The sequence below is a fragment of the Hymenobacter qilianensis genome (genome assembly GCF_014489555.1).
Taxonomy (GTDB): domain Bacteria; phylum Bacteroidota; class Bacteroidia; order Cytophagales; family Hymenobacteraceae; genus Hymenobacter; species Hymenobacter qilianensis.
Genome location: NZ_CP060784.1, coordinates 3,577,530 through 3,599,313 on the forward strand (window position 1 = coordinate 3,577,530; position 21,784 = coordinate 3,599,313).

Sequence of the window (21,784 nt, forward strand, 5' to 3'; positions counted from 1 at the left end):
CGGATTGGCTGGTGGAGTAACTTGGGCAACCGCGGCCGGGCCACCCAGCAGCAGGACGCTCCCTAGCACTAGAAGCTGGAACGGCCTTAGGGAGCGTAAGACAGATGGTAATGGCTTGGGCACAGGCTAGTTCAGTTTAGGATGAGGCCAGCAAGGTCGGGCTACAAAATCAAGCGGCGGTGCTTCAAATTTGCCCCCCAGCGGCCATGGAGTTAGCTAAGGCCGAGGCGGGAAAACCTTGGCCAGAAACGCGGCCGTATAGGTTAGGGTTGGCTCAAACCAGGGGTGAAACAAGGGAAACGTGTGCGGCGCCCTGGCAAAGGTGTGCGTCTCGTGGTAGATGCCGAAAGCGTCCAGCTTTTTGGTCATGTCGTCGCGGCCCGCGTGCATGCGGTCCAGAACGCTGTTCAGAAACAGGATAGGCGGCGTCTGGTCCGAAACGTGGTTCAGGGCGCCGGCTTGGTGCCACAGAGCCAGGTTTTCCGTCTTAGACGCCCCAAACCAGCGCGTAGCGGCTGACAGCCCTTTACTATCATCACCCTCCCCCGATTCGGGGTGGATGAAGGCTAGCGTGCCATCTACGTCAATAATGGCCTGAACTCGGCTGGAGCGGCTCGTATGACAGGCCTCGCCCTCCAACTGCGCGTCGCCGTTGGTAGTGCCCAGCAACGCGGCCAGCTGTCCGCCCGCGGAAAAGCCCCAAACCGCAATCCGGGTGGTGTCGATGGGGTAGGTGCCGTCCTGGGCCCGCAGCCAACGCACGGCGGCCTTCAGATCGGTCACGGCGGCCGGGTACCGGGCTTCGGGCGACAGGCGGTAGTCTGCTGTGACCGTCACGTAGCCCCGGGCGGCGAGCTGCTGGGCTATCGGCACGTGGTGGGAGCGGTCGCCGGAGCTCCAGCCCCCACCGTGGATCAGCAGCACGGCCGGGTAGCCCGCGGGTCGCTTCGCTTTTGGGTAGAAGATATCGAGCTGCAAGGCCCGTCCGCCCACGGTGCAGTAGGTCAGGTTTTGCCGGGCCTGAATGGTGGTGGGAACGGTGGGCCGCGCCAGGGTAATGGTCGGGTGTGTTTTACGGGCCTTACGCAGGGCGCTGGCCACGGTAAAGGACGTGTCGCGCGGAGCTAGGGTTGGCTGGGCCTGGGCCGCCAGGGTGCTTGCTCCCAGAACCACCAGAAGAATGGCTACGACCAAGCGACGAAGTAGCCAAGGAAGGCGAAATAGAATCATCGGCAGGTATAAGATAGATCAACGGCTAAGATAAGCTGCCTGGGGCTTGCATCAAGCTGTAATTCCCGCGGCAGTTGCTCCATTGCTTATTCGGCCATCTTCCATTTCGATGATACGGTGCGTCTGGGCCGCGAACTCCTGGTCGTGCGTGACGATGAGCAGGGCCTGGTGGTAGGTTTCGGCCAGCTCTTTGAAAATAGCAAAGACTATTTCGCTGTTCTTCTTGTCGAGGTTGCCCGTGGGCTCGTCGCCCATGATGATGAGCGGGTCGTTGATGAGGGCGCGGGCAATGGCTACGCGCTGTTTTTGCCCCCAGACAGCTGGTAGGGCTTTTTAAGCGCTTCCCCCTCAATCCCCAGAATTTTCAGCTTCTCGTAGGCTCGGCTTTCGATTTCCGCCACCGAGTATTTGCCCAGCTTTTCCCCCGGCAGCATCACGTTGCGCAGTACCGTAAACTCATTGAGCAGGTAGTGAAACTGGAAGACAAAGCCGATTTTCTCGTTCCGCACCCGGGCCAGCTCAGCCTCCTTTTTTTGGCCCATTTCCACGTTGTCAATCAGGAGGGTGCCCTCGTAGGCCGTGTCCATGGTAGACAGGATGTAGAGCAGCGTTGATTTGCCGCAGCCTGATTTGCCCACCACGCTGGCAAACTCACCGCGGGCCAGCGAAAAAGAAATTTCGCGCAGCACTTGCACCCGCACGGGGTCGTCGAAATACTTGGTGATGAGGCGGGCTTCCAGAGCAGGACTGTCCATCTTATTTGCCGCGAATGATGACGACAGGGTCGATCTGACTGGCCTTGCGGGCCGGGAAGAAACCCGCCAGATACGTGGTAATCAGGGAAAAAGCGGCCGCGATACCGTAGAAAACCGGATTAAAAACCACGGGATAGGTCTTGACCGTGGGCAGGGAGGGAGGAGTGAAGGGTAGCTGGGAAATTAGCGCCGACAGCCCCAGCCCGCAGATCAGGCCCAGGGCCCCGCCAAACAGCCCGATGGACAAGGCCACCATCACAAACACCCGCCGAACATCCGTGCCCGAAAACCCGACGGCCTTGAGAATGGCAATGGTGTCCATCTTCTCATAAATCATCATGTTGAGGATGTTATAAATCCCGAAGCCGGCCACCGTCAGCAGCGTGATGCCCACGGCATACGAAATCAGGGTGCGGATAAACGTGCCGGTCTCAAAATCTGAATTAGCGGTCTGAATATCCAGAGCCTGCACCTCGTACAGGGCCGCGTACTCTTTTGCCAGGCGGGGCGCCAGCGTCATGTCGTGGAGTTTTACCTGTAGGTCGGTGACATAGTTATTGGATTCGCCCAGCAGCTTTTGGGCCGTGGCCAGCGACGTGTAGCTCTGCACTTTGTCGATTTCCAGCAGCCCCGACTGAAACAGCCCCACCACCTTGAGCGGCACGTGGTCGCCTTTGGGCGTGGTAATCTGAATTACGTCGCCCAGCGTCACCAGCATCAGGTCGGCTGCTCCTTTGCCGAGGATAATGCTGTTGGCCACGGTGTTGAGGCTCCGATAATTGCCCCCCACCACGTAGTCGCTAAACGCAAACAGGGCATTTTCCTGCTCCGCCTCAATGCCGCTGATGGTGCCATTGAGCGTGACGGTGCCCACGTTGTAAAATACCTGGGCCTGAGTTTTGGGGGCTACGCCGCGCACCCGCGGATCGCGGCGCAAAGCGGCCAGAATAGCGCTGCTGTTGTGAATGCGGGGCAGCTCGTTGCGGGGCTTAATGGAGCGGATAAAGTTGTGCTGGCGCTGCCCGCGGGTGTAGCGGTCTACGGGCTGCTCGGCGGCGGGCTGCAATTCGTTGTAGAGGCGTACGTGGGGAGTGCGGTTGAGCACCAGCCCGTCCAGCAGCTGGTTGAGGCCCGACATAAAGCTGAGCAGGGTGATGAACATGGTGATGCTGAACGTGACACCGATGGCCGCCACGAGCGTCTGCTTACCGCGGGCCTGCAGCAGCGCTGCCGCCACGCTATAGAGTAAGGGCATTTTCATGAGCCAGGGGCTTGCAGTTCGTCGTCGGGGGTAAGGCCCGCTACTACTTCCACCATCTGGTAGTCGCGCAGGCCAATCTTAATCCGCACGGCCTGCCCATCGCTTTTCAGCACCGTGGAGTCGTTGACCAGCAGGCGGCGCGGAATGAGCAGCGCCCTCGCCTTAGTCTGCAGTACAATGTTGGCTTCCACGCTCACGAAAGGATACAGAACGGAGGGCTGCTTCACGAAGGCTGCTTCCACCAGAAAGGTCCGGCTGCTCGTGTTCATCATGGGCGAAACCGTGGTAACCTGGGCGGTAAACACCTGGCCCGGATAGGCATCCAGGGTTACCAGTACTTGCTGGCCAGGCTTGATTTTGACGATGTCGGATTCATCGACCTGCAATTCCAGCACAAATTGCCGGGCATCGCCCAGCAGGGCCAGCGGCGTCTGGGGGGTAATGGCCTCGCCAGGTTCCTGATACAGCTTATACACCACGCCGTTGATCTTGCTGCGCAGGATAAAGTCGCCGGCCTGCTGTTGGGCTATCTGCAGGTTCTTGCGGGTTTGGGCGGCGGCAAATGCCAGCTCTTTTTTCAGATTTTGATACCGCAACAGTGCGGACTCATACGCCGTTTTCGACTGCTCGTACGCCAGCTCCCGCTGCTCGAGGGTCTGCCGAGTGCCGATGGCTTGCTGCCAGAGCCGGCGCTGCCGGGTAAGCTGGAGCAAGTCGTTTTGCATGGTGCGGCGCTGCAGGGCAATTTGAGCCTGGGCTTCCCTCAGTTGGCTTTGGTTGGCCCTTATATCGGCGTTCCGGGCTGCCAGGGCCGCATTTTCCTGGTTTAGCTGCGATACTTCGCTGGCAATTGCCAGCAGCGGAGTGCCCACCTTCACCGAGTCGCCTTCCCGCACCTGCACTTCCCGAATGATGCCGCCGACCCGGGCAAACGCCTGGTACTGCTGCCCGCTCTTGACGGTGCCAGCTGCGTACACCGACTCAGAAATGGAGGACAACACCGGTTTGATGCGCTCCGTTTTCGGCTGGCAGCCTATCAGCCCTAGCATGGTTAGCAGAAACCAGTACACCACCATCCGGATCCTTCCCCCTGATAAACCCTGGTATGCCCGCTTGCCAGCGGTCATCTCTGGCTGCGGGGCTGTCGGGTAAGGCGGCGGCAATGGGTGGATGTTCATAGCACGCAAGAAACGGCGGCGCTGGGAGGAGCCGCGCGGTGCTAGCTGCTCCTCCCAACATTCAGTAACTGCTTTTACACAGGTCCGTACGGACACTTCGTGAATATAAGGCGGCAACCCCAAATTCTACCGGAGCCGCGTGGTAAGATATGAGCCTGATCAAGTGATATGGTGAGTCATGTCATCGAATGGCCACGCCTAGCTTCATGCTGCTACACTGGCCGGAACCTAGGTTGGCTGATGGAGAGGGGAACGAACTGGTAAAAAAGCCTCCCAGAATCGTTGCAATCATCCAGCCCGCCGACGAATCAGTCATTGCCTTGTTGGCGAAGCGCTGAGTTGACTGATTCATTCCGTTGATGACTGGTTAAGACTTGCATCACTATTCGGGCATTGGCTTGCACAAAGCTGGCGGGCAGTGCGTAGCTTTACTAAAACCAGTTGACAGTACTTTTTTTAGTTCTAACTGGCTATTTAACCAGGGTCCGTTCCTGCTGAGCGGCGAGTTATAATTATCTTTCTGAGTACCTGCTGACCAGTTCGCCCACTTTCCTGCTCCACTATGCCCGCAGCGCTAGCGCATTCTGCCCTTTTTATTAAAATTCCTTCTCGACCGATGGCTGCGCCCAGCCTAGTGACGAGTTGGCTGCTGACGCTCCTGCTCTTGCTGCTGAGCGGCGCAGCTACCACGGCTCTCGCACAGGCGACGCCGCCCCCGGAGTGTAGCGAGGATGAGAAGTTCATCAATCAATGGTATTTCGGCTACCGGGCGGGGCTGGACTTCAACGAAGCTAGGGACACTATTCCGCCCAAAGTGCTGACCGATGGCCGCATGGTGGCACCCGCCGGCTCCGGGGTAATGTCGGATGGCAATGGCAGCCTGCTCTTCTACAGCAACGGCGATACCGTCTGGAGCCGCGACCACAACATCATGCTCAACGGCACCGGCATGGGGGGCAACCGTCTGGCCACCGACGGCCCCTGGCTATCAAGCGGCCGGGCATAGTTCTTCCGGGCGCCCCCAGGCGGTACTTCATCTTCACCCAAGACGCCCAGGGTGGCCCCAAGGGCTTGAGCTACTCGGAAATTGTAATTCCCCTGCCGGGACTGCAGGGCAAGGCGAGGTGGTAGCCGCCACCAAAAACACGCTTCTTACCCGCGGTACAGCCGAAAAGATGACGGGTGTATTCCACAAAAACGGCTGCGACATCTGGATAATCGTGCACGGCTGGGGCGAGGCAACCTCCGGCACCGAGAACCGCGGCGACTCTTTTCTGGCTTATCGCGTGACGCCGGCCGGCGTGCAGAGCCCGCCCATTATTTCGACCGTGGGGGCCCGGCACGCGCCGAGCGTGTCGCCCCAGGGCTACCGCGGCCAGATGAAGGTGTCTCCCGACGGCGAGCAGCTGGCCGTGGCCCGCTACAGCGAAACCCTGGGCGACAACAGCAGCACAGTCGAGCTGTTTGCCTTCGATGCCGAAACGGGCATAGTCAGCAACCCGCAGATCGTCGACCAGGGGGCGGGTCGCTACTACGGCGTGGAGTTTTCGCCCAGCCGCAACTACCTCTACGCCACGGTGCAGAGTCCGCCCCAACTGCTGCAATTTGATTTGAGTGCCACCAACATAACAGCCAGCAAGCAGGTCATTCCGCTCAATCAAAATCCCCGGTTAATCTGGGCTCCATGCAGGCCGCCCCGGACGACAAGATTTACGTGGCCCGCGAAAACGCGCCCGGCCTGGGCTTTATCACCTACCCCGATTCCTTGGGCGCGAAGGCCGCCTACGCCGACGACAGCTTGGCGCTGGGCGGGCGTCGCAGCGGGTTGGGTCTGCCCAACTTCAATCAAAGCTCTTTGCTGCGCGTCGGAATCGGAGCGCAAATCACGGCTTGCCGCGAGATAAGCTTTCAAGCCAGCTTCGCCGTTCAAACCCCCGATCTGGTGTATGCCTGGGATTTTGGCGACGGGACTACCCTGACAGGCGGTGCTTCAACAGCAGAAAAGCCCGTTCATACCTACGCTACGCCCGGCGACTACACCGTTACACTGCGCATCACCAACGATTGCTTTTGCCGCGAAACCCGGGGCATTATTCGGGTGCCCGCCCTGCCCCAGCCGGGTAGCATTGGCAGCCCTCAGACGCTGTGCGCCGGCACAGCGCCGGCCGCTCTTACCAGCACTACCAATGCCTCGGGCGATGCCGGCCTGCCGCTCGTTTACCAGTGGGAAACGTCCTCGGACAACGTCACCTTCACCGCTATCGGCGGCGCTACCGGTGCCAGCTATTTGCCCCCCAGCACGTTGCCAGCCGGCACGACCTATTTCCGGCGGCGCGCTCAGTTGCTGCTGCCTAATCAATCAGGGCCTTACTGCACCCCCAGCTTTACCGCCCCCGTAGCCATCACCGTCCTGCCTGCTCTGACGGCCGGCACCATCGCCGCCGACCAAACCGTTTGCGCTGGCAGCCCCGTTGCCCCGCTGACAAGTACCGTCGCCGCCACTGGTGGCACGGGCACGTTCACGTACCAGTGGGAATCATCATCGGACAACACTACCTGGGGGGCAATTTCCGGCGCCACCGGCGAAAGCCTCACGCCCGGTCCGCTCACGGCCACTACTTATTTCCGGCGCCTGGTGCGCTCCGGGCCGTGCGCCTCCTTATCCAGCACCGTTACAATAACCGTGGCTCCCGCCTTAACGGCTGGTAGCATTGCTGCCAACCAAGCTCTCTGCGCCGGAGGAACCCCGGCTCCGCTCACCAGCGAAACGCCGGCCACAGGCACCGCAGATAACATCGCGTATCAATGGGAGTTATCGGCGGATAACACAACCTGGACGCCTATCAGCGGTGCTAATGGGCCAGCTTACGCGCCAGGTCAGTTGAGCGCTACCACTTATTTCCGGCGCCGGGCCAGTTCAGGCACCACTTGCGCCCCTGTCTTTTCCAACGTCGTTACTATTACCGTAGCCCCGGCGCTGACGGCCGGTACCATTGCCGCCGACCAGACCGTGTGCGCCGGCGCTCCTGTTGCGCCACTCACCAGCACGGCCCCGGCCACGGGTGGAACGGGCACGTTTGCTTATCAGTGGGAGTCATCCGGAAATAACGCGGACTGGGCGCCTATCGTGGGGGCCACGAGCGAGACCTTTGCACCTGGGCCGCTTACCTCTAACACCTATTTCCGCCGCCGCGTAGCGTCGGGGACCTGTGCACCGCAGTATTCACCCTCCGTCGCCGTTATAGTGTTGCCGAACCTGACGGCCGGTAGCATTGCCTCTAACCAGACCCTCTGCGCCGGAGGAACCGCAGCTCCGCTCACCAGCACCAGCGAGGCCGGCGGCGCGGGCAATATCGTCTACCAGTGGGAGTCAACCGTGGATAATGGAGCCTCCTGGACGCCTGTTAGCAGTGCCACCGGATCAACGTATGCACCGGGCACGCTCAGTGTTACCACTTCCTTCCGCCGGCAGGCCAGTGCGGCTGGTGCCTGCGCTCCAGTCTTTTCTAATGTCGTGACCATCACCGTCCTGCCTGCCCTTACGGCCGGCACTATCGGCACCGACCAGACGCTGTGTCCGGGCGCCACTCCCGCCTCCCTCACCAGCACGGCAGGTCCTGGCGGGGGCACGGGCACGTTTGCTTATCAGTGGGAGTCTTCTGGAAATAACGCGGATTGGGCGCCCATCGTGGGAGCTACCGACGCCGGCTTTGCACCCGGCCCGCTTACGTCCGACACCTACTACCGGCGCCGGGTCACGTCAGGCACCTGCGGATCGGTGGTTACGCCCTCTGTCTTTATACGGGTACTACCGGCGCTGACCGCGGGTAGCATTGCCGCTAATCAAACCATCTGCGCGGGCGCTACGCCGGCTCCGCTCACCAGCACCGGCGAGGCCAGCGGGGGCACGGGCACGTTTGCTTATCAGTGGGAATCGTCGGCTGATGGTGTTAGTGCCTGGGGGCAATTCCGGGCGCTACCAACCCGACTTTCGCACCCGGCCCGCTGACGGCCACCACCTACTACCGCCGCCGGGTGACGTCGGGCACTGGCACCTGCTCTATCAGCTTTTCCAACGTCGTGACTATCCAGGTACAGCCCGTTGTGACGCCTAGCGTGAGCGTAGCGCCGCCACCAGTGCAGTGCCCCGGCACGGCCCTGACCTTCACGGCCGTAGCCACAAATGCGGGCCCCGCGCCGACGTTCAGCTGGCTGGTGAACAATGTAGCCGTTGCCAGTGGGCCCACGTTCACCAGCAGCACCTTGGTCACGGGCGACCAGGTGCGGGTAGAGGTAACGCCCACGGCGGGTCTGTGCAGCGCGGCTCCGGCCGTGGCAACGGTTACGGTGACGCGCACCCCGACGCCGCTGCCCACGCTGGCCATTGCTGTGCAGCCGGGCGGGCCCGTGTGCCTGGGCGCGCCACTTACGTTTAGCGTAGCCAGTGTAACTGAGGCTGGCCCGGCCCCAGAGTACCAGTGGCAGATCAACGGCAACGACGTGAACGGCGCCACCGGCCCGGTCTTTACCAGCACGACGCTGCGCGAAGGCCAGACCGTAACTCTGCGCCTGCGCACGATCAATGCCTGTGGCCAGCCCGTTACGGCCGTATCCAACGGCGTGCCTGTGCGCATCCAACCGCCGGTTGACGTGGATGCCGGTCCCGACAAGGAGATTCTGGCCGGCACCTCGGTTATCCTGGAAGGCCGCGCCGGCACCTACCCCGTGACGTGGACGCCGGCGACGGGCCTCACGATTTCGCCCAACGACCCACTACGGCCGCGGGCCGCGCCCACGGTGACCACAACCTACACCCTCTCGGCCGGAGAAGGCGGCTGCGCCGATAGCGACCAGGTGACGGTGACCGTGCGGCCGGCTATCCGCATTCCCAACGCCTTCACGCCCAACGGCGACGGCCGCGACGACACCTGGCAGATTGAGTTCATCGAGCAATACCCCGACAACACCGTGAACGTGTTTAACCGCTGGGGGAACAAGGTTTTCTCGGCTACTAATTATAGCCGGGCTAATGAGTGGCGCGGTGATATGAACGGCCAGCCCGCGCCGGTCGGCACTTACTACTACGTCGTCGTCACGAAAGGCCCACTGGGCAAGTCCTATAGCGGGTCGATTACGATACTGTACTAATCAACTGGCTGGTGGCGACCAACGCCGCCAGTTCACCTTTCTTTTTTGCTGGACTTATAAGGCAAACCCTGTTATGAAAAGAGCTCTATCTCTACTGCTGCTGCCGCTGCTGCTACTGGTGGCGGCGCCCGCCCGTGCCCAGCAGCAGGCGCAGTACAGCCAGTACATGAACAATAATTACATTCTGAACCCGGGCGCAACGGGCGTAGAGGATTACATCGATATCAAGTTCAGCTACCGCACCCAGTGGACGGGTCTGGAGGGGGCGCCCAAAACTTACTACGTCAGCGGCAGCTCCTCGCTGGGCAAGTGGCGCACCACCACCAAACGTACCCTGCGCGACCGGCGGCGGCCGTTTCACGCCCTGGGGGCCTTGTGTACAGAGACGAAACCGGGCCCACGAGCCGGACCGGCGCCTATGTTTCCTATGCCTACAATCTGGTGCTCCGGCCCGACCTGCGGGCGGCGCTGGGCGTGTCAGTCGGCATGCAGCAGTTTGCCGTCGATGGGCAGAAGCTGCGGTTCTTCGACCCCACAACCCAGGCGGCCAGCGCCGCCTCGCAGGTGCTGGATGGGTCGGTGGGCCTGTGGGTGTACAGCTCGAGATTCTACGTGGGCCTATCCAGCGCGCAACTGCTAGCCAATAAGCTCGACTTTTCCTACGGTCCTAATCAGCTGGGTGAGGGCGCGCCCGGCAACTCCCTGAAGCGGCACTACTTCGCCACGGCCGGGGTGCGGGTGCCGCTTAGCCGGGAGTGGTCGTTGGTGCCGTCGGTGCTGGTGAAGGCCGTGAACCCGGCCCCGCTTTCGGTTGACATCAATGCCAAGCTCAAGTACCAGGATTTGCTGTGGGTGGGCGTGTCCTGGCGCGCCTTCGACTCGGCCGTGGCCATGGTGGGCCTGAGCTACGAGCAGCTTACCTTGGGCTACTCCTACGACGCCGGCCTCTCCGAACTAGCCGGCTACCACGGCGGCAGCCACGAGGTGCTGCTGGGATTGCGCCTAAAGAAAAAGGCTCAGACGGTGTGCACCAATCGGTTCTGGTAATATTTGCCCCCCAGCGCCTCCGTAGCCAATTATCCTTGCCGGGCCCGCGCCTTTAGCTGCTCACTGCACCTCCTACTTGTGGAGTGGATGCAGGCCAGGGTAGGGGAGTAAGAACCCGAGCGTGCTGCCACAGATGGTAGGGAGGTTGAACAGGTGCAGCCAGAATTCTCAGATCCTGAGGGCTGAAAAAGCCCCCAGCTGCTAGCAGAGACCGAAAGCTAAACTAGCAAACGCGGGAGGTATTGGAATACATAACCAGGTAGGAGGCAGTACGCGGAGGAAAAGACAGCCGGGCGCCATGCTGCAAGTAAAAACGGTGGCGGCGAAGTAGGTCGGCGCTTACTTGGAGCTTTTAAATGCAGAGGCAACCTGCTGCCTTATACCCATCGGTGGCCGCATTCCGAGTGGGGGCTTTTTCCTTCTGCTGTCAAGCTTTGTCCGCGTAACCCAATGCCATGCCTCCTCCCTCTGACGCTACGGTGTTTCACCGCTCCACTCTGCTCACCCAGCTCGCCGGCCAGCCCAACTGGGATTTGATCGTCATTGGGGCGGAGCTACGGGCCTGGGCGTAGCCCTGGACGGGCTCAGCCGGGGCTACCGAACGCTGCTGCTCGAGCGGGTGGACTTTGCCAAGGGCACGAGCAGCCGCAGCACTAAGCTGGTACATGGCGGCGTGCGCTATCTGGCCCAGGGCGACGTGGGGCTGGTGCGCGAAGCACTCATGGAGCGGGGCCTGTTGCTCCAAAATGCCCCCCACCTGGTTACCAATCAAGCTTTTCTTATTCCCGTCTACTCCTGGTTCGATGCGGCCTTCTACACCGTGGGCCTGAAGCTCTACGACTGGCTGGCCGGCTCGCGCAGCCTGGGACCGTCGGAATACCTGAGCCGGGCCGAAACGCTGCAACGCCTGGGTAATGTACGCTCGCAGGGCCTGCGTGGCGGCGTGCGCTACCACGACGGGCAGTTTGACGACGCCCGCCTGGCCGTAAACCTGGCCCAGACGGCCATCGAGATGGGCGGCACAGTGCTCAACTACATGGCTGTGCGCGGGCTGCTAAAAAATGCGCAGGGCCGCGTGTGCGGCGTGCAGGCCACCGACGAAGAAACCGGCCGCCCCTACGAGTTGCGGGGAAACGTCGTAATCAACGCTACCGGCATTTTCATCGATGAGATCCGGCAGCTTGACACACCTGGCACGCACCCGCTGGTGCAGCCCAGCCAGGGCGTGCACCTCGTAGTGGACCAGTCGTTTTTGCCCGGCAGCGATGCCCTGCTGATTCCCAAAACCGATGACGGCCGCGTGCTGTTTGCCGTGCCTTGGCAGGGACGAGTGGTGCTGGGAACGACGGATACGCCCCTGAAAGAGCCCAGCTGGGAGCCGCAGGCCCTGGAAGCCGAAATCGAGTTTATCCTGCGCACCGCTGGCCGTTATCTGGCGCGCCCGCCCGGGCGCCACGACGTGCGGAGCGTATTCGCGGGCCTGCGCCCCCTGGCCGCCGCGGCCGGCGCCACCCCCACCAAAGACCTCTCGCGTAAGCACCAGATTCTGGTTTCTGCCGCGGGCCTGATTACCATCAGCGGCGGCAAGTGGACCACCTATCGCCGCATGGGCCAGGACGCGGTAGATCAGGCCATTGTGGTGGGAAATTTGCCCCCGCAACCCAGCCGCACGGCCCAGCTGGCCATTCACGGCTCCCAGGCTACGCCCGACCACACCCACCACCTCGCCGGCTACGGCCGCGACCGGCCCGCCTTGCAGCGCCTCCTGGAAGAGCGGCCAGCGCTGGGGCAGCGCTTGGCGCCGGAGCTGCCATTCCAACAGGTACAAGTGGTGTGGGCTGCCCGCTATGAGCTGGCCCGCACCGTTGAGGATGTGCTGGCCCGCCGCGTACGCGTACTTTTTCTCGACGCCGCCGCGGCCGTGCACTGCGCCCCCGTAGTGGCAGCCCTGCTGGCTGAAGAACTAGGCCGCGACGCCCAGTGGGAGCAGCAACAGGTGGCGGCCTTCACCGCCCTCGCCCGATCTTACCAACTCATCACCCCGGAATGACTTCCATGAATGTAATCTATGTGACGGATTTGATCGGAACCGGCGTATTCGCCATATCCGGTACGTTAGCCGCTTTGCATAAAAAGAAAGACCACGATATTCTCACCCTGTTCATCTTCGCGTTTGTAACCGCGGTTGGCGGAGGCACCCTGCGCGACGTCATCATCCACGCCTACCCGGTGACTTGGATCAGTGACGCCAACTACCTGATAGTCATTCTGGCCAGCGCCCTGATTGCCATTGTTTGCCGCCGCTGGTGGTTGGGCATCCTGCAACGCCCCTTGCTGGTGTTCGATACCCTCGGAATCGGAATTTTCACTATTCTGGGCCTGGAGAAAGCCCTGCACGCGGGCGTGAATCCGTGGGCGGCGGTTTTGCTGGGTATCGTTTCGGCACTGTTTGGCGGCGTTATCCGCGATACGCTCGCCAATGAGGTTCCCTTGGTATTTGAGCGACAATTGTATGCTACTCCCTGCCTGACAGGCGCACTTCTGTATGTTTTGGCCCTCAGGCTGCAAATAGACCCAACCGTTACTTTTCTGGTGTCGGTTGGCGTGATTACGGGCTTTCGACTACTGGCCGTGAAGAAAAGCTGGTCGTTGCCGCCAATTCGGGTGTAACGTAGCTTTTACTATTGTTTTACCTATCCGGTAGAAGGGGAGACGTTCGCAGCCTCTTGCCGCGCGGCCCATACGATGCCTGGGGGGCTTTTTCAGCATAACAATTGAGGCTGAAACTGGGCAAAAAAGCCCTCCATATCTACACTATGTCTCCTGCAAGCAGTTTACGCCCTTTTGCTTAACCCGGAAGATGCAGTTGAGTAACGATCAGTAGTCCTAATTCGGCTCCCATCAGGAAGAGCACCATCTGCCACCAATACAGGCGCTTGAAGTAGCCTCCCGGCTGGGGCCACCACAACACTACCGGCAGAAATAACGGGACAAAGCTTTCACTCAAGGTGTCGCCCGTCGACCGCAGACTTAGACTCGTGACGATGGCCAGTCCGGCGCCCGCCAGCAACAGATACTGCTGCTAGCGGGGAATCTCGGGAATCATGATACGGGCCGGTTAGTACGTCTGGTTGGCCCCCGCCACCGTGTAGATCGGGTCTTCCATAACATTGACGTCAATGATGGATCTGGCATTGTCCAGCAGCTTCCGACAATCAGGACTCAGGTGACGCAGGTGCACCTTCTTGCCGGCCCGGTGGTAGCGCTCCGTCAGTTTGTTTAAAGCTTCAATGGCCGACATATCGGCCACCCGGCTTTCTTTGAAGTCGATGACGACTTCCGAGGGGTCGTTCTGTACATCAAACTTCTCGCTGAAGGTTTGCACCGAGCCAAAGAACAGCGGCCCGAACAGCTCATAGTGCTTTACACCGGCTTCATCGTTGTACTTGCGCGCCCGGATGCGGGTGGCGTTTTCCCAGGCAAAGACCAAGGCAGCAATGATAACGCCGATGAGCACGGCCAGGGCCAGGTTGTGCAGGGCTACGGTAATGCCCGTCACCAGCACCATCACCAGTACATCGGAGGCGGGCATCTTACCAAACGTCTTCAGCGAGGCCCACTCAAACGTGCCCACTGATACCATAATCATCAGGCCCGTGAGGGCGGCCATGGGTACCCGCTCAATAAAAGAAGCCCCGAACATGATGAAAACCAGCAGCATAACTGCCGCCACAATGCCGGAAAGGCGGGCGCGGGCACCCGACGAAATGTTGATCAGACTCTGGCCAATCATCGCGCAGCCGCCCATTCCAAAAAAGAAGCCCGAAGTAATATTGGCTACGCCCTGCGCCACGCACTCTTTGTTGGTGCGGCCCCTCGTTTCCGTGATTTCGTCAATAAGGTTCAGGGTGAGCAGGCTTTCAATCAGGCCCACACCTGCCACGATGGCCGCATAGGGGAAAATCAGCGCCAGCGTTTGCAGATTGAACGGCACAGCTGGAATATGGAAGGGCGGAAAGCCGCCTTTAATGGAGGCAATATCTCCGACGGTTTTGGTATCAATACCCAAGCCGATAACCAGCGCCGACACCACCAAAATAGCAGCCAGAGAAGCTGGAACGGCCTTCGTCAGGCGCGGCAACCCTACGATAATGGCTATGGTGAGACCCACGAGCCACAGCATAGTAAGTAAGGGCGTTCCCGTTAGCCAGTGGCTTACCCCAGCAGCGTCCATCGTCTGAAACTGCACGATCTGGGACAGGAAAATAACAATGGCCAGCCCATTGACGAAGCCAAACATCACCGAGTGCGGCACCAGGCGAATGAACTTGCCCAGCCGAAACACTCCGGCCAGTATCTGCAGAATACCGGCCAGCACAACGGTGGCGAAAATGTACTCTACCCCGTGGCTTTTGGCCAGAGCTACCAACACCACGGCAACTGCCCCCGTCGCCCCGGAAATCATGCCTGGCCGGCCACCTAGCAGGGAGGTAACGAGCCCCATCACAAAGGCGGCATATAAGCCCACCAAAGGCGGTACTCCCGCAATGAGGGAGAAGGCCACCGCCTCCGGAATCAAGGCCAGGGCTACTGTGAGGCCCGAGAGAATTTCATTCTTAAAATTTATTTGGTACTGAGTGAAGTATTGAAGTACTTGTTGCATAAAACGCACTGAGAATGGACAAAAGGAAATCTGTCTGCTTTCAGTTGAAAGCAGGGAGAAGAATATCTAAAGCCAAACTTCAGGGCGGAGTAAGCTGAAAAATGGAGGCGTGATGCAGGGGCATAAGCAGAGAAGAAGTGCCTGGAGGTGAATGTCAAGCGAACCCAATCAGGCTAACACTTCGAAGGATGACTCTGACAGTTTATTTTTGAATGATGGGCATTTAGAGCAGCGGCTTCCGGGCTCGCACCTCGGCCACCCGGCGGGCCAGATCCTGACTATGCAGCGGAATACCCCGCGCGTTTAAATGCGTCGCATCGTGCCAGTACCGCAGGTTGTTGGAAAGCTCGGCAATGGGCTGTTGGGCATAGTTGATATAGAGAATAGATTCAGCCCGCAGCACAGAATCAACCAGGGCGGAAGTGGCCGCCAGATGGCGCGGCCGCTGATAATAGGTGGCGGTAAAGCAAATCAACTCTATCTGCTCCTGTTTGCAAATGGCAATAAACTCGCTTAGATACCGCAGATGGGCCCTATTGAGGTAGGGAGGTTCCGCGTTAAGCTTTTCCAGCGCATAGAGCGTGCGTGCGCTATCCTGAGGTGAGGGCGTTTCTGGCTCATAGCCTTGATTAAGAGGCGCATCGGGCTTACTGCTCACGTAGTTCTTGGCGAGGCTCGCCACGTTGCTGTTATGGCGGTACAGCGCAAAGCTGAACTTCAGCGGCGCCAGCCACGTCCATTCGTTGGTATAGGCCGTCACAAGCGGGTTTTGCCCATAGTAATACTTCAGATACTGAATGTCTTCCGGGTAGCTGGGACGCAGATACTCATCCAGATCGACGTGCAGCAGAATCGTGCGGGGCAGCTTTTGCTTTTGCCGCAGGACACTCAGCAGGGCCGTATGAAAAATCTGCGTGGTGCCATGATGGCCAAGGCTGAACGTGCCCGGGCCCAGACTATCAGGGCAGATATTAGACACCAGCCGCGAGTCGCCCATCAATACGATGGGGGGCGGAAGCAAGTCCAGGTAGGTATTGACTAGGCCTCCTCGCTGGCCGTTGCGGACCCGCTCGTACAGATTATCCAGCAGCCACGCGCCGCCGCGATCCAGCGAAAAAAGCCCCCCATAAAGAGCAAAAAGAAGATGGTGAAGTTCTTCATAACGAGTAGACGAGGAGGTTAAAACTGAAAATAAATAAATTGCCCCCAGAGCTGACACCGAAGCACAAGAGCACAACGACCAGCCCCAGGGACACAGCCAGCGGCTTGGCCCACCCGTTCGTCGGAGCCAGCAAGTGAAAATCGTGGCGGCGGAGGAAGGCATATTCGAGCAGCAGCAGCACGGCTACGCGAGGCATAAACGTGCCCAGCTTTTCCAGGTCTAGCGCGGGTGGCGCCGTGTGCAGCACCTCCGTCACGTGGGTCACGACATACCATGCTTGCTCAAAGGTAGTCGCGCGAAAAAACACCCAGGTCAGGCAAATAAGGTGGAAGGTGAGGAGCACCCGCAGGAGTTTAACAGGCCAGCTTAGCGGCTCGCCAACACGTACGCCGAGAAGTTTTTCTACGCTCAAATACAAGCCATTGAGAAAACCCCAGATGACGAAATTCCAAGAGGCTCCGTGCCATAATCCTCCCAGCAGCATGGTTAGCATGAGGTTGCGGTAGGTAAAGATTTTGCCCAACCGACTGCCCCTAGCGAGATATACAAGTAGTCGCGCAGCCAGGTAGAAAGGGAAATATGCCAGCGCCGCCAGAACTCGGTGACGCTCTTGGCAAAGTACGGTAGGCGGAAATTCTCCATTAGCTTAAACCCCATTACCTGCGCCGAGCCCAAGGCAATGTCGGAATAGCCGGAGAAGTCGCAGTAGATCTGGATGGCAAAGGCATAGGTAGCCAGCAGCAAGGACCACCCGGAGTGCATTTCATAATTATTATAAACTGAGTTGACGTACCCGGCCAGCACATCCCCGACCACTACTTTCTTGAACAAGCCCCACAGTATACGTTGTAAGCCCATCACCACCTCATTGAAGTCGAAGTGCTTTTCCTCGTGAAACTGCGGCAGCACGTTCTGGGGCCGCTCAATTGGCCCGGCCACGAGCTGAGGATAGAACATGACGTACAACGAGTACAGGCCCAGATGACGCTCCGCCGGAAAGTTGCCCCGATACACTTCAATGGTGTAGCTCATGGCCTGAAACGTGTGAAACGACAAGCCAATGGGCAGGATAATGCCTAAGTAGGGCAGCTCATATTGCGTGACGTGAAGCGAGTCGAGCAGGGCCCCCACGTTATCGAGAAAGAAATTGTAGTACTTGAAGATGGCCAACACCCCCAGGTTAGCTATTAAGCTAAGGATAAGAAATTGCTTGCGCCGCGGTCCGGTAGCCTTTGCAATCTGTATACCTGCTACATAGTCGATGAGAATGGTGAAAAACAGAATCAGGATGTAGGCCGGAATAAAGGCCATATAAAACCCGCAACTGGCTCCTAGCAACAGCCACCATCGATGACGGTGGGGAAGGATGTAGTACAGGGTGGTGACAACCACGAAAAAAACGAGGAACTCAAAGGAATTAAAAAGCATAGCCAGTCAAGGCACGGCTGCTGGAGCTGCACCAAGTATGAAATTCAAACAGGTAATAGAATAAAGCTTTTAACTGCCTACGCCCGCAGGCACGGCAAAGCAGGGCCACCAGGAACGCCTAGCTAGCCGGTATTAAATAACAGGCTCCCTTTACAGGAGCCTACCGCGTCAAGGCGGGGTAAAAAATAAGATGTGACTAAGCAACATTAATAATAATATGTTCGGGAAATAGGGAGTACTGCAGTAGAGAATGCTACAGGACGATTCGTAAAGATGCAAAAGTAGGCTGAACGAATCACTAAAAAATGTATAATTCGGACTTCCTGGTATTTCTACTTAATCTGCTACCGGCTCTGGTTTCGCCCGGTCAGTGTTTAATGAAGCGCACACGCCTGGTTCCTGCCTGAAGGTAGTAAAGCCCCTGACTAAGCTGGGAGATATCGAGCGTGATCTGCGTACCCTCGGCCACCTGACGGTCGACCACTTGACCGCGTCCGTTCCAGATAGTAATCGGCGTTTGGCTAACAATACCGCTCACCGTTATTATTCGGTCCGCCGGGACCGGACTAACAGTTAATTCAGACTGATGAATCGGCGAGACCGTTACGACGCCGGAGAATCTAACGACCCCATTGGTATCGGTTTGGCGCAGGCGGTAATAAATTTTTGGATGGGTAAGCGCAGTAGCATCTAAAAAGGAATAGCTACTTCGACTAGCAGTAGTACCCCGGCCTACTACTTGCCCTACGGCAGCAAATTCAGTTCCCGTCGTGCTCCGTTCAATTGTGAACCCAGCATTATTCTGCTCGCTGGCCGTGACCCACTGCAGCTGTATGCCATCCGGCACCGCCCGAGCGTCAAATTGGACTAGGCTAACTGGTAGCGGCCGCCCTAGCAGCGCGTTGGATTTTAAGGCTGCTAGCCAGCGCTCTGCCATTTTTTCCTCCCCTTGCTCGTTTGGATGCAGCTTATCGTAAAGGTCCTCTGAACCGAAACCTGTATAATGATCGACGATAATTATCGACGACTCATCTGTGGTTTTCGCGCTTGCTAAGGCCGGAAGCAAGGCGTTAAACGCAGGTATCTTATTTTGAACGTCATTGTTTGTAAGATCGGTTGGTAATACCTGAGCTACAAGTACACTCACCTTCGGGTTAACCGCGCGCAACGCATCAATCAGTTTGCCTATATCGTCGCGGGTATCCTCCACACTAGAGGTACCTAAAAGGTCATTGGTACCAGCATGGAGGAGCACAATGTCAGGCTGAGCGTAAGCCGCCCATTCCGGGATATAGGGGAGCAATTCATCCGCTCGCAGGCCCGAGGCTCCGTCATGGTTGGGGTCAAAGTCCTGGAAGATAGTAGCCCCTCCCTCATTCGTGTTTTTAGAACCCACAAAATCGACGTCATACTTCTCCTCCTGCAACTTGAGCCACAGAGGACGACGATATGTAGTGTGCTCCGGGGTTCCGTGGGTAATCGAGTCGCCTAAGAGCATTATCTTGACTTGCGCTCTGCTCTGCAGCGCTGGCAATACCAAAAAACATACTAGGAATACCATTAAGGAGCATAAACTCCTTCGGATTGGGGCAAGCAGCGAAGTAGAATTATACGGGACAGGGGTCACTGTAGTGGTTTGTCGGCGTCGTAGCAAAAAGGGCAGCTCCCTATACGAAGTAAAAGTGTAAATGGCTCGTTTTAGAGTCTCTTAGTCACCTGTAAGGCGTTTACCGATAGTATAGCCTAATTTATGGGTGGTATGTAAAACAAGCCTGCCGCAGGCATGCAGTGCATACTAGAGGAGGGTAAAAGACCGCAAGTTGAAGAAAGTTTATCCAAACTTAATCAACTGCAGTTTTATGAAAGAGGATTTAATAGGAAAGCTCCCGTCATCAATAAGTACTGCTATAAGGTGTAAGAAGGGTTAGATAATAAGTCATCCTATGATATGAATTATATATTATATTTGTTTAGTGATATGAGTTAGTCGTCTGCCTTCCTTTAGCTTAACCATATGAGAGCAAAATTCAGTGACCATCCTTTAACAAGACGACATAAGCGGCTAAGCTATCGGCTAAGGTTAGGGCTTGTTCTTGTCATTGGGTTTATGCTAATCTTAGCCATTGCCTACTTGGTAAATCGGGGCTATCGCTATCCAGACAAGCGGACCGATTGGCGAAGTGAAGTGCCACGTGATTAGGTGCGTAAGAGAAACGGTTGTTATAGATACCTTATTGCGGTGGCTTTGGTCAGTCAGCCAAAACACCACGATGAAGGACAGAATAGCCGAACGGGCCACCAAATGAACTTCCTGCTCGGCCAGCTGGGGCAGAATTGTGCGTTCCAGCCCTACCATGCCGCCCTAACTGGCATTCACTAAAAACAGGAGGATAAATTGTTGCCAGTTTTCGCGCAAGCCGAGTCGAGGAGACATGGGGCACTTGAAAGGAGATAAAGCAGGAAAGCCCGACGCGGGTCGGAGGCAGGCGGCCGCGGCCAGACCAAGTTAATGCGGCAGCTTTTCGCGCAGGGCGCTGTAGGTCCAGGTGCCGGCCAGGGCGGCCAGAATCAGCACCGCCGCACCGGCCACCCCACTGCCCAGCTGCGCGAACAGCGGGCCGGGGCAGGCGCCGGTCAGGGCCCAGCCCAGCCCGAAGATGATGCCGCCAATCCAGGTGCCGTGGTTGTACTTTTTATCAGCAATGGCGATGGGCTCCCCGTTGAGGCTTTTCACGTGGTTGCGCTTGATAAGCTGAATGGACACCAGGCCCACCAGAATGGCCGAGCCGATGATGCCGTACAGGTGAAAGCTCTGGAAGCGGAACATCTCCTGGATGCGCCACCAGCTGATGACTTCGCTTTTGGTCAGGATGAGGCCGAACAAGACGCCCAGCACCAGTTATTTCAGATTTTTCATGGAGGGGGAGGTTAAAACAGCAACGGGTAAAACACCCAGGTCATGAGCAGGCCACCGATAAAGAAGCCGATGACGGCGACTAGCGACACCCACTGCAGGTTGGAGAGGCCCGAGATGGCGTGGCCCGAGGTGCAGCCCCCGGCGTAGCGGGTGCCGAAGCCGACCAAAAAGCCCCCCAGCACCAGAAACACCCAGCCTTTCCAGTTGGCCAAGTTTTCCAGGGCAAACAGCTCTTTGGGTAATAAGCCCGAGAAGTCCGTCAGGCCCATCTGGGCTTTCAGGTCGCGGACCGTTTCGGCCGAAATGGCAATGGTATCGGGGTGGCCCAGCACCTGGTAGCCTAAAAAGCCCCCCACCGCAATGCCGAGCACAAAAAACAGGTTCCAGATTTCGGCACGCCAATTATAAGTCAGAAAGGGAATGCCCGCGGGCACGCAGGCAGCGCACACGTGGCGCAGCGAGGAGCTGATACCCAGGGCTTTGTTGCCGATGAGCAGCAACGCGGGGACGGTCAGCCCGATCAGGGGCCGGCCACGTACCAGGGCCAAGGCTGGCGAAGTAACTCAAGCATAAAGCAGAAAAATCAAAAGAAAAACAGGGAAAAAAGTGGCCTGCGGCATGGGCTGTCAGGCCGGCGGGCAAGGAGCCGGGGGCTAGCGAACCAGCTTCTCGGGCCAGTCCATGACGCCGCCCAGCAGGTTAGCGACGGTCGTAAATCCGGCGCCGGTAAGCTGGGCGGCGGCCGTGGCGGAGCGGGCTCCGCTGCGGCAGTACACGTAAGTGGGCTGAGCTTTATCCAGCGCGGCCACGCGCCGGGCAAACTCAGGGCTGGTCACGTCGAGATTGACGGCCCCGGGCAGGTGGCCGGCGGCAAACTCATCAGGCCGGCGCACGTCCAGCAGCAGCGCGCCGGGCTGGCGCAAGCCGGCGGCAAACTCGGCCGGTTTTAGGTTTTGGTAGGCTTTCGAAGTTGAATTAAATAGACCGAACATGGC

General features: G+C 58.5%; 19 protein-coding genes and 3 pseudogenes. 7 read left to right on the forward strand and 15 right to left on the reverse strand.

All coding sequences use genetic code 11. The annotated features are described in order from the left end of the window. Positions 1-216 precede the first annotated feature (216 nt). The 5 genes and pseudogenes from H9L05_RS16100 to H9L05_RS16120 all read right to left on the reverse strand — a co-directional run bounded on the left by H9L05_RS16100 (position 217) and on the right by H9L05_RS16120 (position 4,776). Positions 217-1,230: an alpha/beta hydrolase gene (locus tag H9L05_RS16100; protein WP_187731796.1), complete on the reverse strand. Its 1,014-nt coding sequence runs from the start codon at positions 1,228-1,230 to the stop codon at positions 217-219. A 51-nt stretch (positions 1,231-1,281) separates the two neighbouring features. Beyond that, a pseudogene (locus H9L05_RS16105) lies at positions 1,282-1,985 on the reverse strand (ABC transporter ATP-binding protein). Between the two features lies 1 nt (position 1,986). Continuing rightward, the gene (locus tag H9L05_RS16110) at positions 1,987-3,246 is read right to left on the reverse strand and encodes an ABC transporter permease (RefSeq protein ID WP_187731797.1); all 1,260 of its coding nucleotides are present in this window, start codon (positions 3,244-3,246) and stop codon (positions 1,987-1,989) included. After that, complete coding sequence (locus H9L05_RS16115) at positions 3,243-4,424, reverse strand: efflux RND transporter periplasmic adaptor subunit (protein ID WP_223284508.1); 1,182 nt, start codon at positions 4,422-4,424, stop codon at positions 3,243-3,245. Before H9L05_RS16115 ends, H9L05_RS16110 begins: the two co-directional genes overlap by 4 nt. 181 nt (positions 4,425-4,605) lie before the next feature. Continuing rightward, positions 4,606-4,776, reverse strand: coding sequence for a hypothetical protein (locus tag H9L05_RS16120; protein WP_187731798.1), 171 nt, complete (start codon positions 4,774-4,776; stop codon positions 4,606-4,608). Between the two features lie 264 nt (positions 4,777-5,040). Here H9L05_RS16120 and H9L05_RS16125 point away from each other — a divergent pair, with 264 nt between their 5' ends. The 7 genes and pseudogenes from H9L05_RS16125 (at position 5,041) to H9L05_RS16155 (ending at position 13,289) form a co-directional block, all read left to right on the forward strand. Beyond that, positions 5,041-5,430: a hypothetical protein gene (locus H9L05_RS16125; RefSeq protein WP_187731799.1), complete on the forward strand. Its 390-nt coding sequence runs from the start codon at positions 5,041-5,043 to the stop codon at positions 5,428-5,430. Positions 5,431-5,548: 118 nt separating this feature from the next. Beyond that, positions 5,549-6,328, forward strand: a complete 780-nt coding sequence (locus tag H9L05_RS24015) for a lactonase family protein (RefSeq protein WP_223284509.1) — start codon at positions 5,549-5,551, stop codon at positions 6,326-6,328. Then, positions 6,280-8,433, forward strand: a complete 2,154-nt coding sequence (locus tag H9L05_RS16130; RefSeq protein ID WP_223284968.1) for a PKD domain-containing protein — start codon at positions 6,280-6,282, stop codon at positions 8,431-8,433. The genes H9L05_RS24015 and H9L05_RS16130 overlap by 49 nt, the downstream gene beginning before the upstream one ends. A gap of 26 nt (positions 8,434-8,459) precedes the next feature. After that, positions 8,460-9,572 carry a gliding motility-associated C-terminal domain-containing protein gene (locus tag H9L05_RS16135; RefSeq protein ID WP_187731801.1) on the forward strand — a complete coding sequence of 371 codons (1,113 nt, stop codon included), beginning with the start codon at positions 8,460-8,462 and terminating at the stop codon, positions 9,570-9,572. Positions 9,573-9,738: 166 nt separating this feature from the next. Then, positions 9,739-10,619, forward strand: a pseudogene (locus H9L05_RS16145) (PorP/SprF family type IX secretion system membrane protein). Positions 10,620-11,193: 574 nt separating this feature from the next. Beyond that, on the forward strand, positions 11,194-12,669 hold the full coding sequence (locus H9L05_RS16150; RefSeq protein WP_317175195.1) for a glycerol-3-phosphate dehydrogenase/oxidase: 1,476 nt from the start codon (positions 11,194-11,196) through the stop codon (positions 12,667-12,669). Positions 12,670-12,674: 5 nt separating this feature from the next. Further along, positions 12,675-13,289 (forward strand): trimeric intracellular cation channel family protein, encoded by a 615-nt coding sequence (locus H9L05_RS16155; RefSeq protein ID WP_187731804.1) that lies wholly within the window; start codon positions 12,675-12,677, stop codon positions 13,287-13,289. A gap of 178 nt (positions 13,290-13,467) precedes the next feature. On the opposite strand, the gene H9L05_RS16160 is transcribed toward H9L05_RS16155, so the two are convergent. From H9L05_RS16160 to H9L05_RS16200, 10 genes and pseudogenes are all read right to left on the reverse strand, one after another. Beyond that, positions 13,468-13,689, reverse strand: coding sequence for a hypothetical protein (locus H9L05_RS16160; protein ID WP_187731805.1), 222 nt, complete (start codon positions 13,687-13,689; stop codon positions 13,468-13,470). 48 nt (positions 13,690-13,737) lie between these two features. Then, a complete protein-coding gene (locus H9L05_RS16165) occupies positions 13,738-15,282 on the reverse strand; it encodes a SulP family inorganic anion transporter (protein WP_187731806.1) in 1,545 nt (514 codons plus the stop codon). 223 nt (positions 15,283-15,505) lie between these two features. After that, on the reverse strand, positions 15,506-16,303 hold the full coding sequence (locus H9L05_RS16170; protein ID WP_187731807.1) for a hypothetical protein: 798 nt from the start codon (positions 16,301-16,303) through the stop codon (positions 15,506-15,508). Between the two features lie 136 nt (positions 16,304-16,439). After that, positions 16,440-16,937 carry an MBOAT family O-acyltransferase gene (locus H9L05_RS25175; protein WP_262892555.1) on the reverse strand — a complete coding sequence of 166 codons (498 nt, stop codon included), beginning with the start codon at positions 16,935-16,937 and terminating at the stop codon, positions 16,440-16,442. After that, positions 16,931-17,872 carry an MBOAT family O-acyltransferase gene (locus H9L05_RS25180; RefSeq protein WP_262892556.1) on the reverse strand — a complete coding sequence of 314 codons (942 nt, stop codon included), beginning with the start codon at positions 17,870-17,872 and terminating at the stop codon, positions 16,931-16,933. Before H9L05_RS25180 ends, H9L05_RS25175 begins: the two co-directional genes overlap by 7 nt. A 367-nt stretch (positions 17,873-18,239) precedes the next feature. Beyond that, a complete protein-coding gene (locus H9L05_RS16180; RefSeq protein ID WP_187731808.1) occupies positions 18,240-19,433 on the reverse strand; it encodes a GDSL-type esterase/lipase family protein in 1,194 nt (397 codons plus the stop codon). A 555-nt stretch (positions 19,434-19,988) separates the two neighbouring features. Next, entirely contained in the window at positions 19,989-20,228 is a 240-nt protein-coding gene (locus H9L05_RS26335) for a hypothetical protein (protein ID WP_187731809.1), read from the reverse strand. Between the two features lie 150 nt (positions 20,229-20,378). Beyond that, on the reverse strand, positions 20,379-20,768 hold the full coding sequence (locus tag H9L05_RS16190; protein WP_308422031.1) for a DUF6691 family protein: 390 nt from the start codon (positions 20,766-20,768) through the stop codon (positions 20,379-20,381). Positions 20,769-20,800: 32 nt separating this feature from the next. Next, a pseudogene (locus H9L05_RS16195) lies at positions 20,801-21,360 on the reverse strand (YeeE/YedE family protein). A gap of 82 nt (positions 21,361-21,442) precedes the next feature. Beyond that, positions 21,443-21,781, reverse strand: a complete 339-nt coding sequence (locus H9L05_RS16200; RefSeq protein WP_187731810.1) for a rhodanese-like domain-containing protein — start codon at positions 21,779-21,781, stop codon at positions 21,443-21,445. Between the last annotated feature and the right edge of the window lie 3 nt (positions 21,782-21,784).

Excerpts from the sequence above, each read along its gene's own strand:
- H9L05_RS16115 (WP_223284508.1), bottom strand. The coding sequence starts at position 4,424 with ATGAACATCCACCCATTGCCGCCGCCTTACCCGACAGCCCCGCAGCCA.
- H9L05_RS16120 (WP_187731798.1), bottom strand. The coding sequence starts at position 4,776 with ATGAATCAGTCAACTCAGCGCTTCGCCAACAAGGCAATGACTGATTCG.
- H9L05_RS25175 (WP_262892555.1), bottom strand. The coding sequence starts at position 16,937 with ATGCTAACCATGCTGCTGGGAGGATTATGGCACGGAGCCTCTTGGAAT.
- H9L05_RS16165 (WP_187731806.1), bottom strand. The coding sequence starts at position 15,282 with ATGCAACAAGTACTTCAATACTTCACTCAGTACCAAATAAATTTTAAG.
- H9L05_RS16180 (WP_187731808.1), bottom strand. The coding sequence starts at position 19,433 with ATGGTATTCCTAGTATGTTTTTTGGTATTGCCAGCGCTGCAGAGCAGA.
- H9L05_RS16110 (WP_187731797.1), bottom strand. The coding sequence starts at position 3,246 with ATGAAAATGCCCTTACTCTATAGCGTGGCGGCAGCGCTGCTGCAGGCC.
- H9L05_RS25180 (WP_262892556.1), bottom strand. The coding sequence starts at position 17,872 with ATGCTTTTTAATTCCTTTGAGTTCCTCGTTTTTTTCGTGGTTGTCACC.
- H9L05_RS16200 (WP_187731810.1), bottom strand. The coding sequence starts at position 21,781 with ATGTTCGGTCTATTTAATTCAACTTCGAAAGCCTACCAAAACCTAAAA.
- H9L05_RS16125 (WP_187731799.1), top strand. The coding sequence starts at position 5,041 with ATGGCTGCGCCCAGCCTAGTGACGAGTTGGCTGCTGACGCTCCTGCTC.
- H9L05_RS16100 (WP_187731796.1), bottom strand. The coding sequence starts at position 1,230 with ATGATTCTATTTCGCCTTCCTTGGCTACTTCGTCGCTTGGTCGTAGCC.
- H9L05_RS26335 (WP_187731809.1), bottom strand. The coding sequence starts at position 20,228 with ATGGTAGGGCTGGAACGCACAATTCTGCCCCAGCTGGCCGAGCAGGAA.
- H9L05_RS16155 (WP_187731804.1), top strand. The coding sequence starts at position 12,675 with ATGAATGTAATCTATGTGACGGATTTGATCGGAACCGGCGTATTCGCC.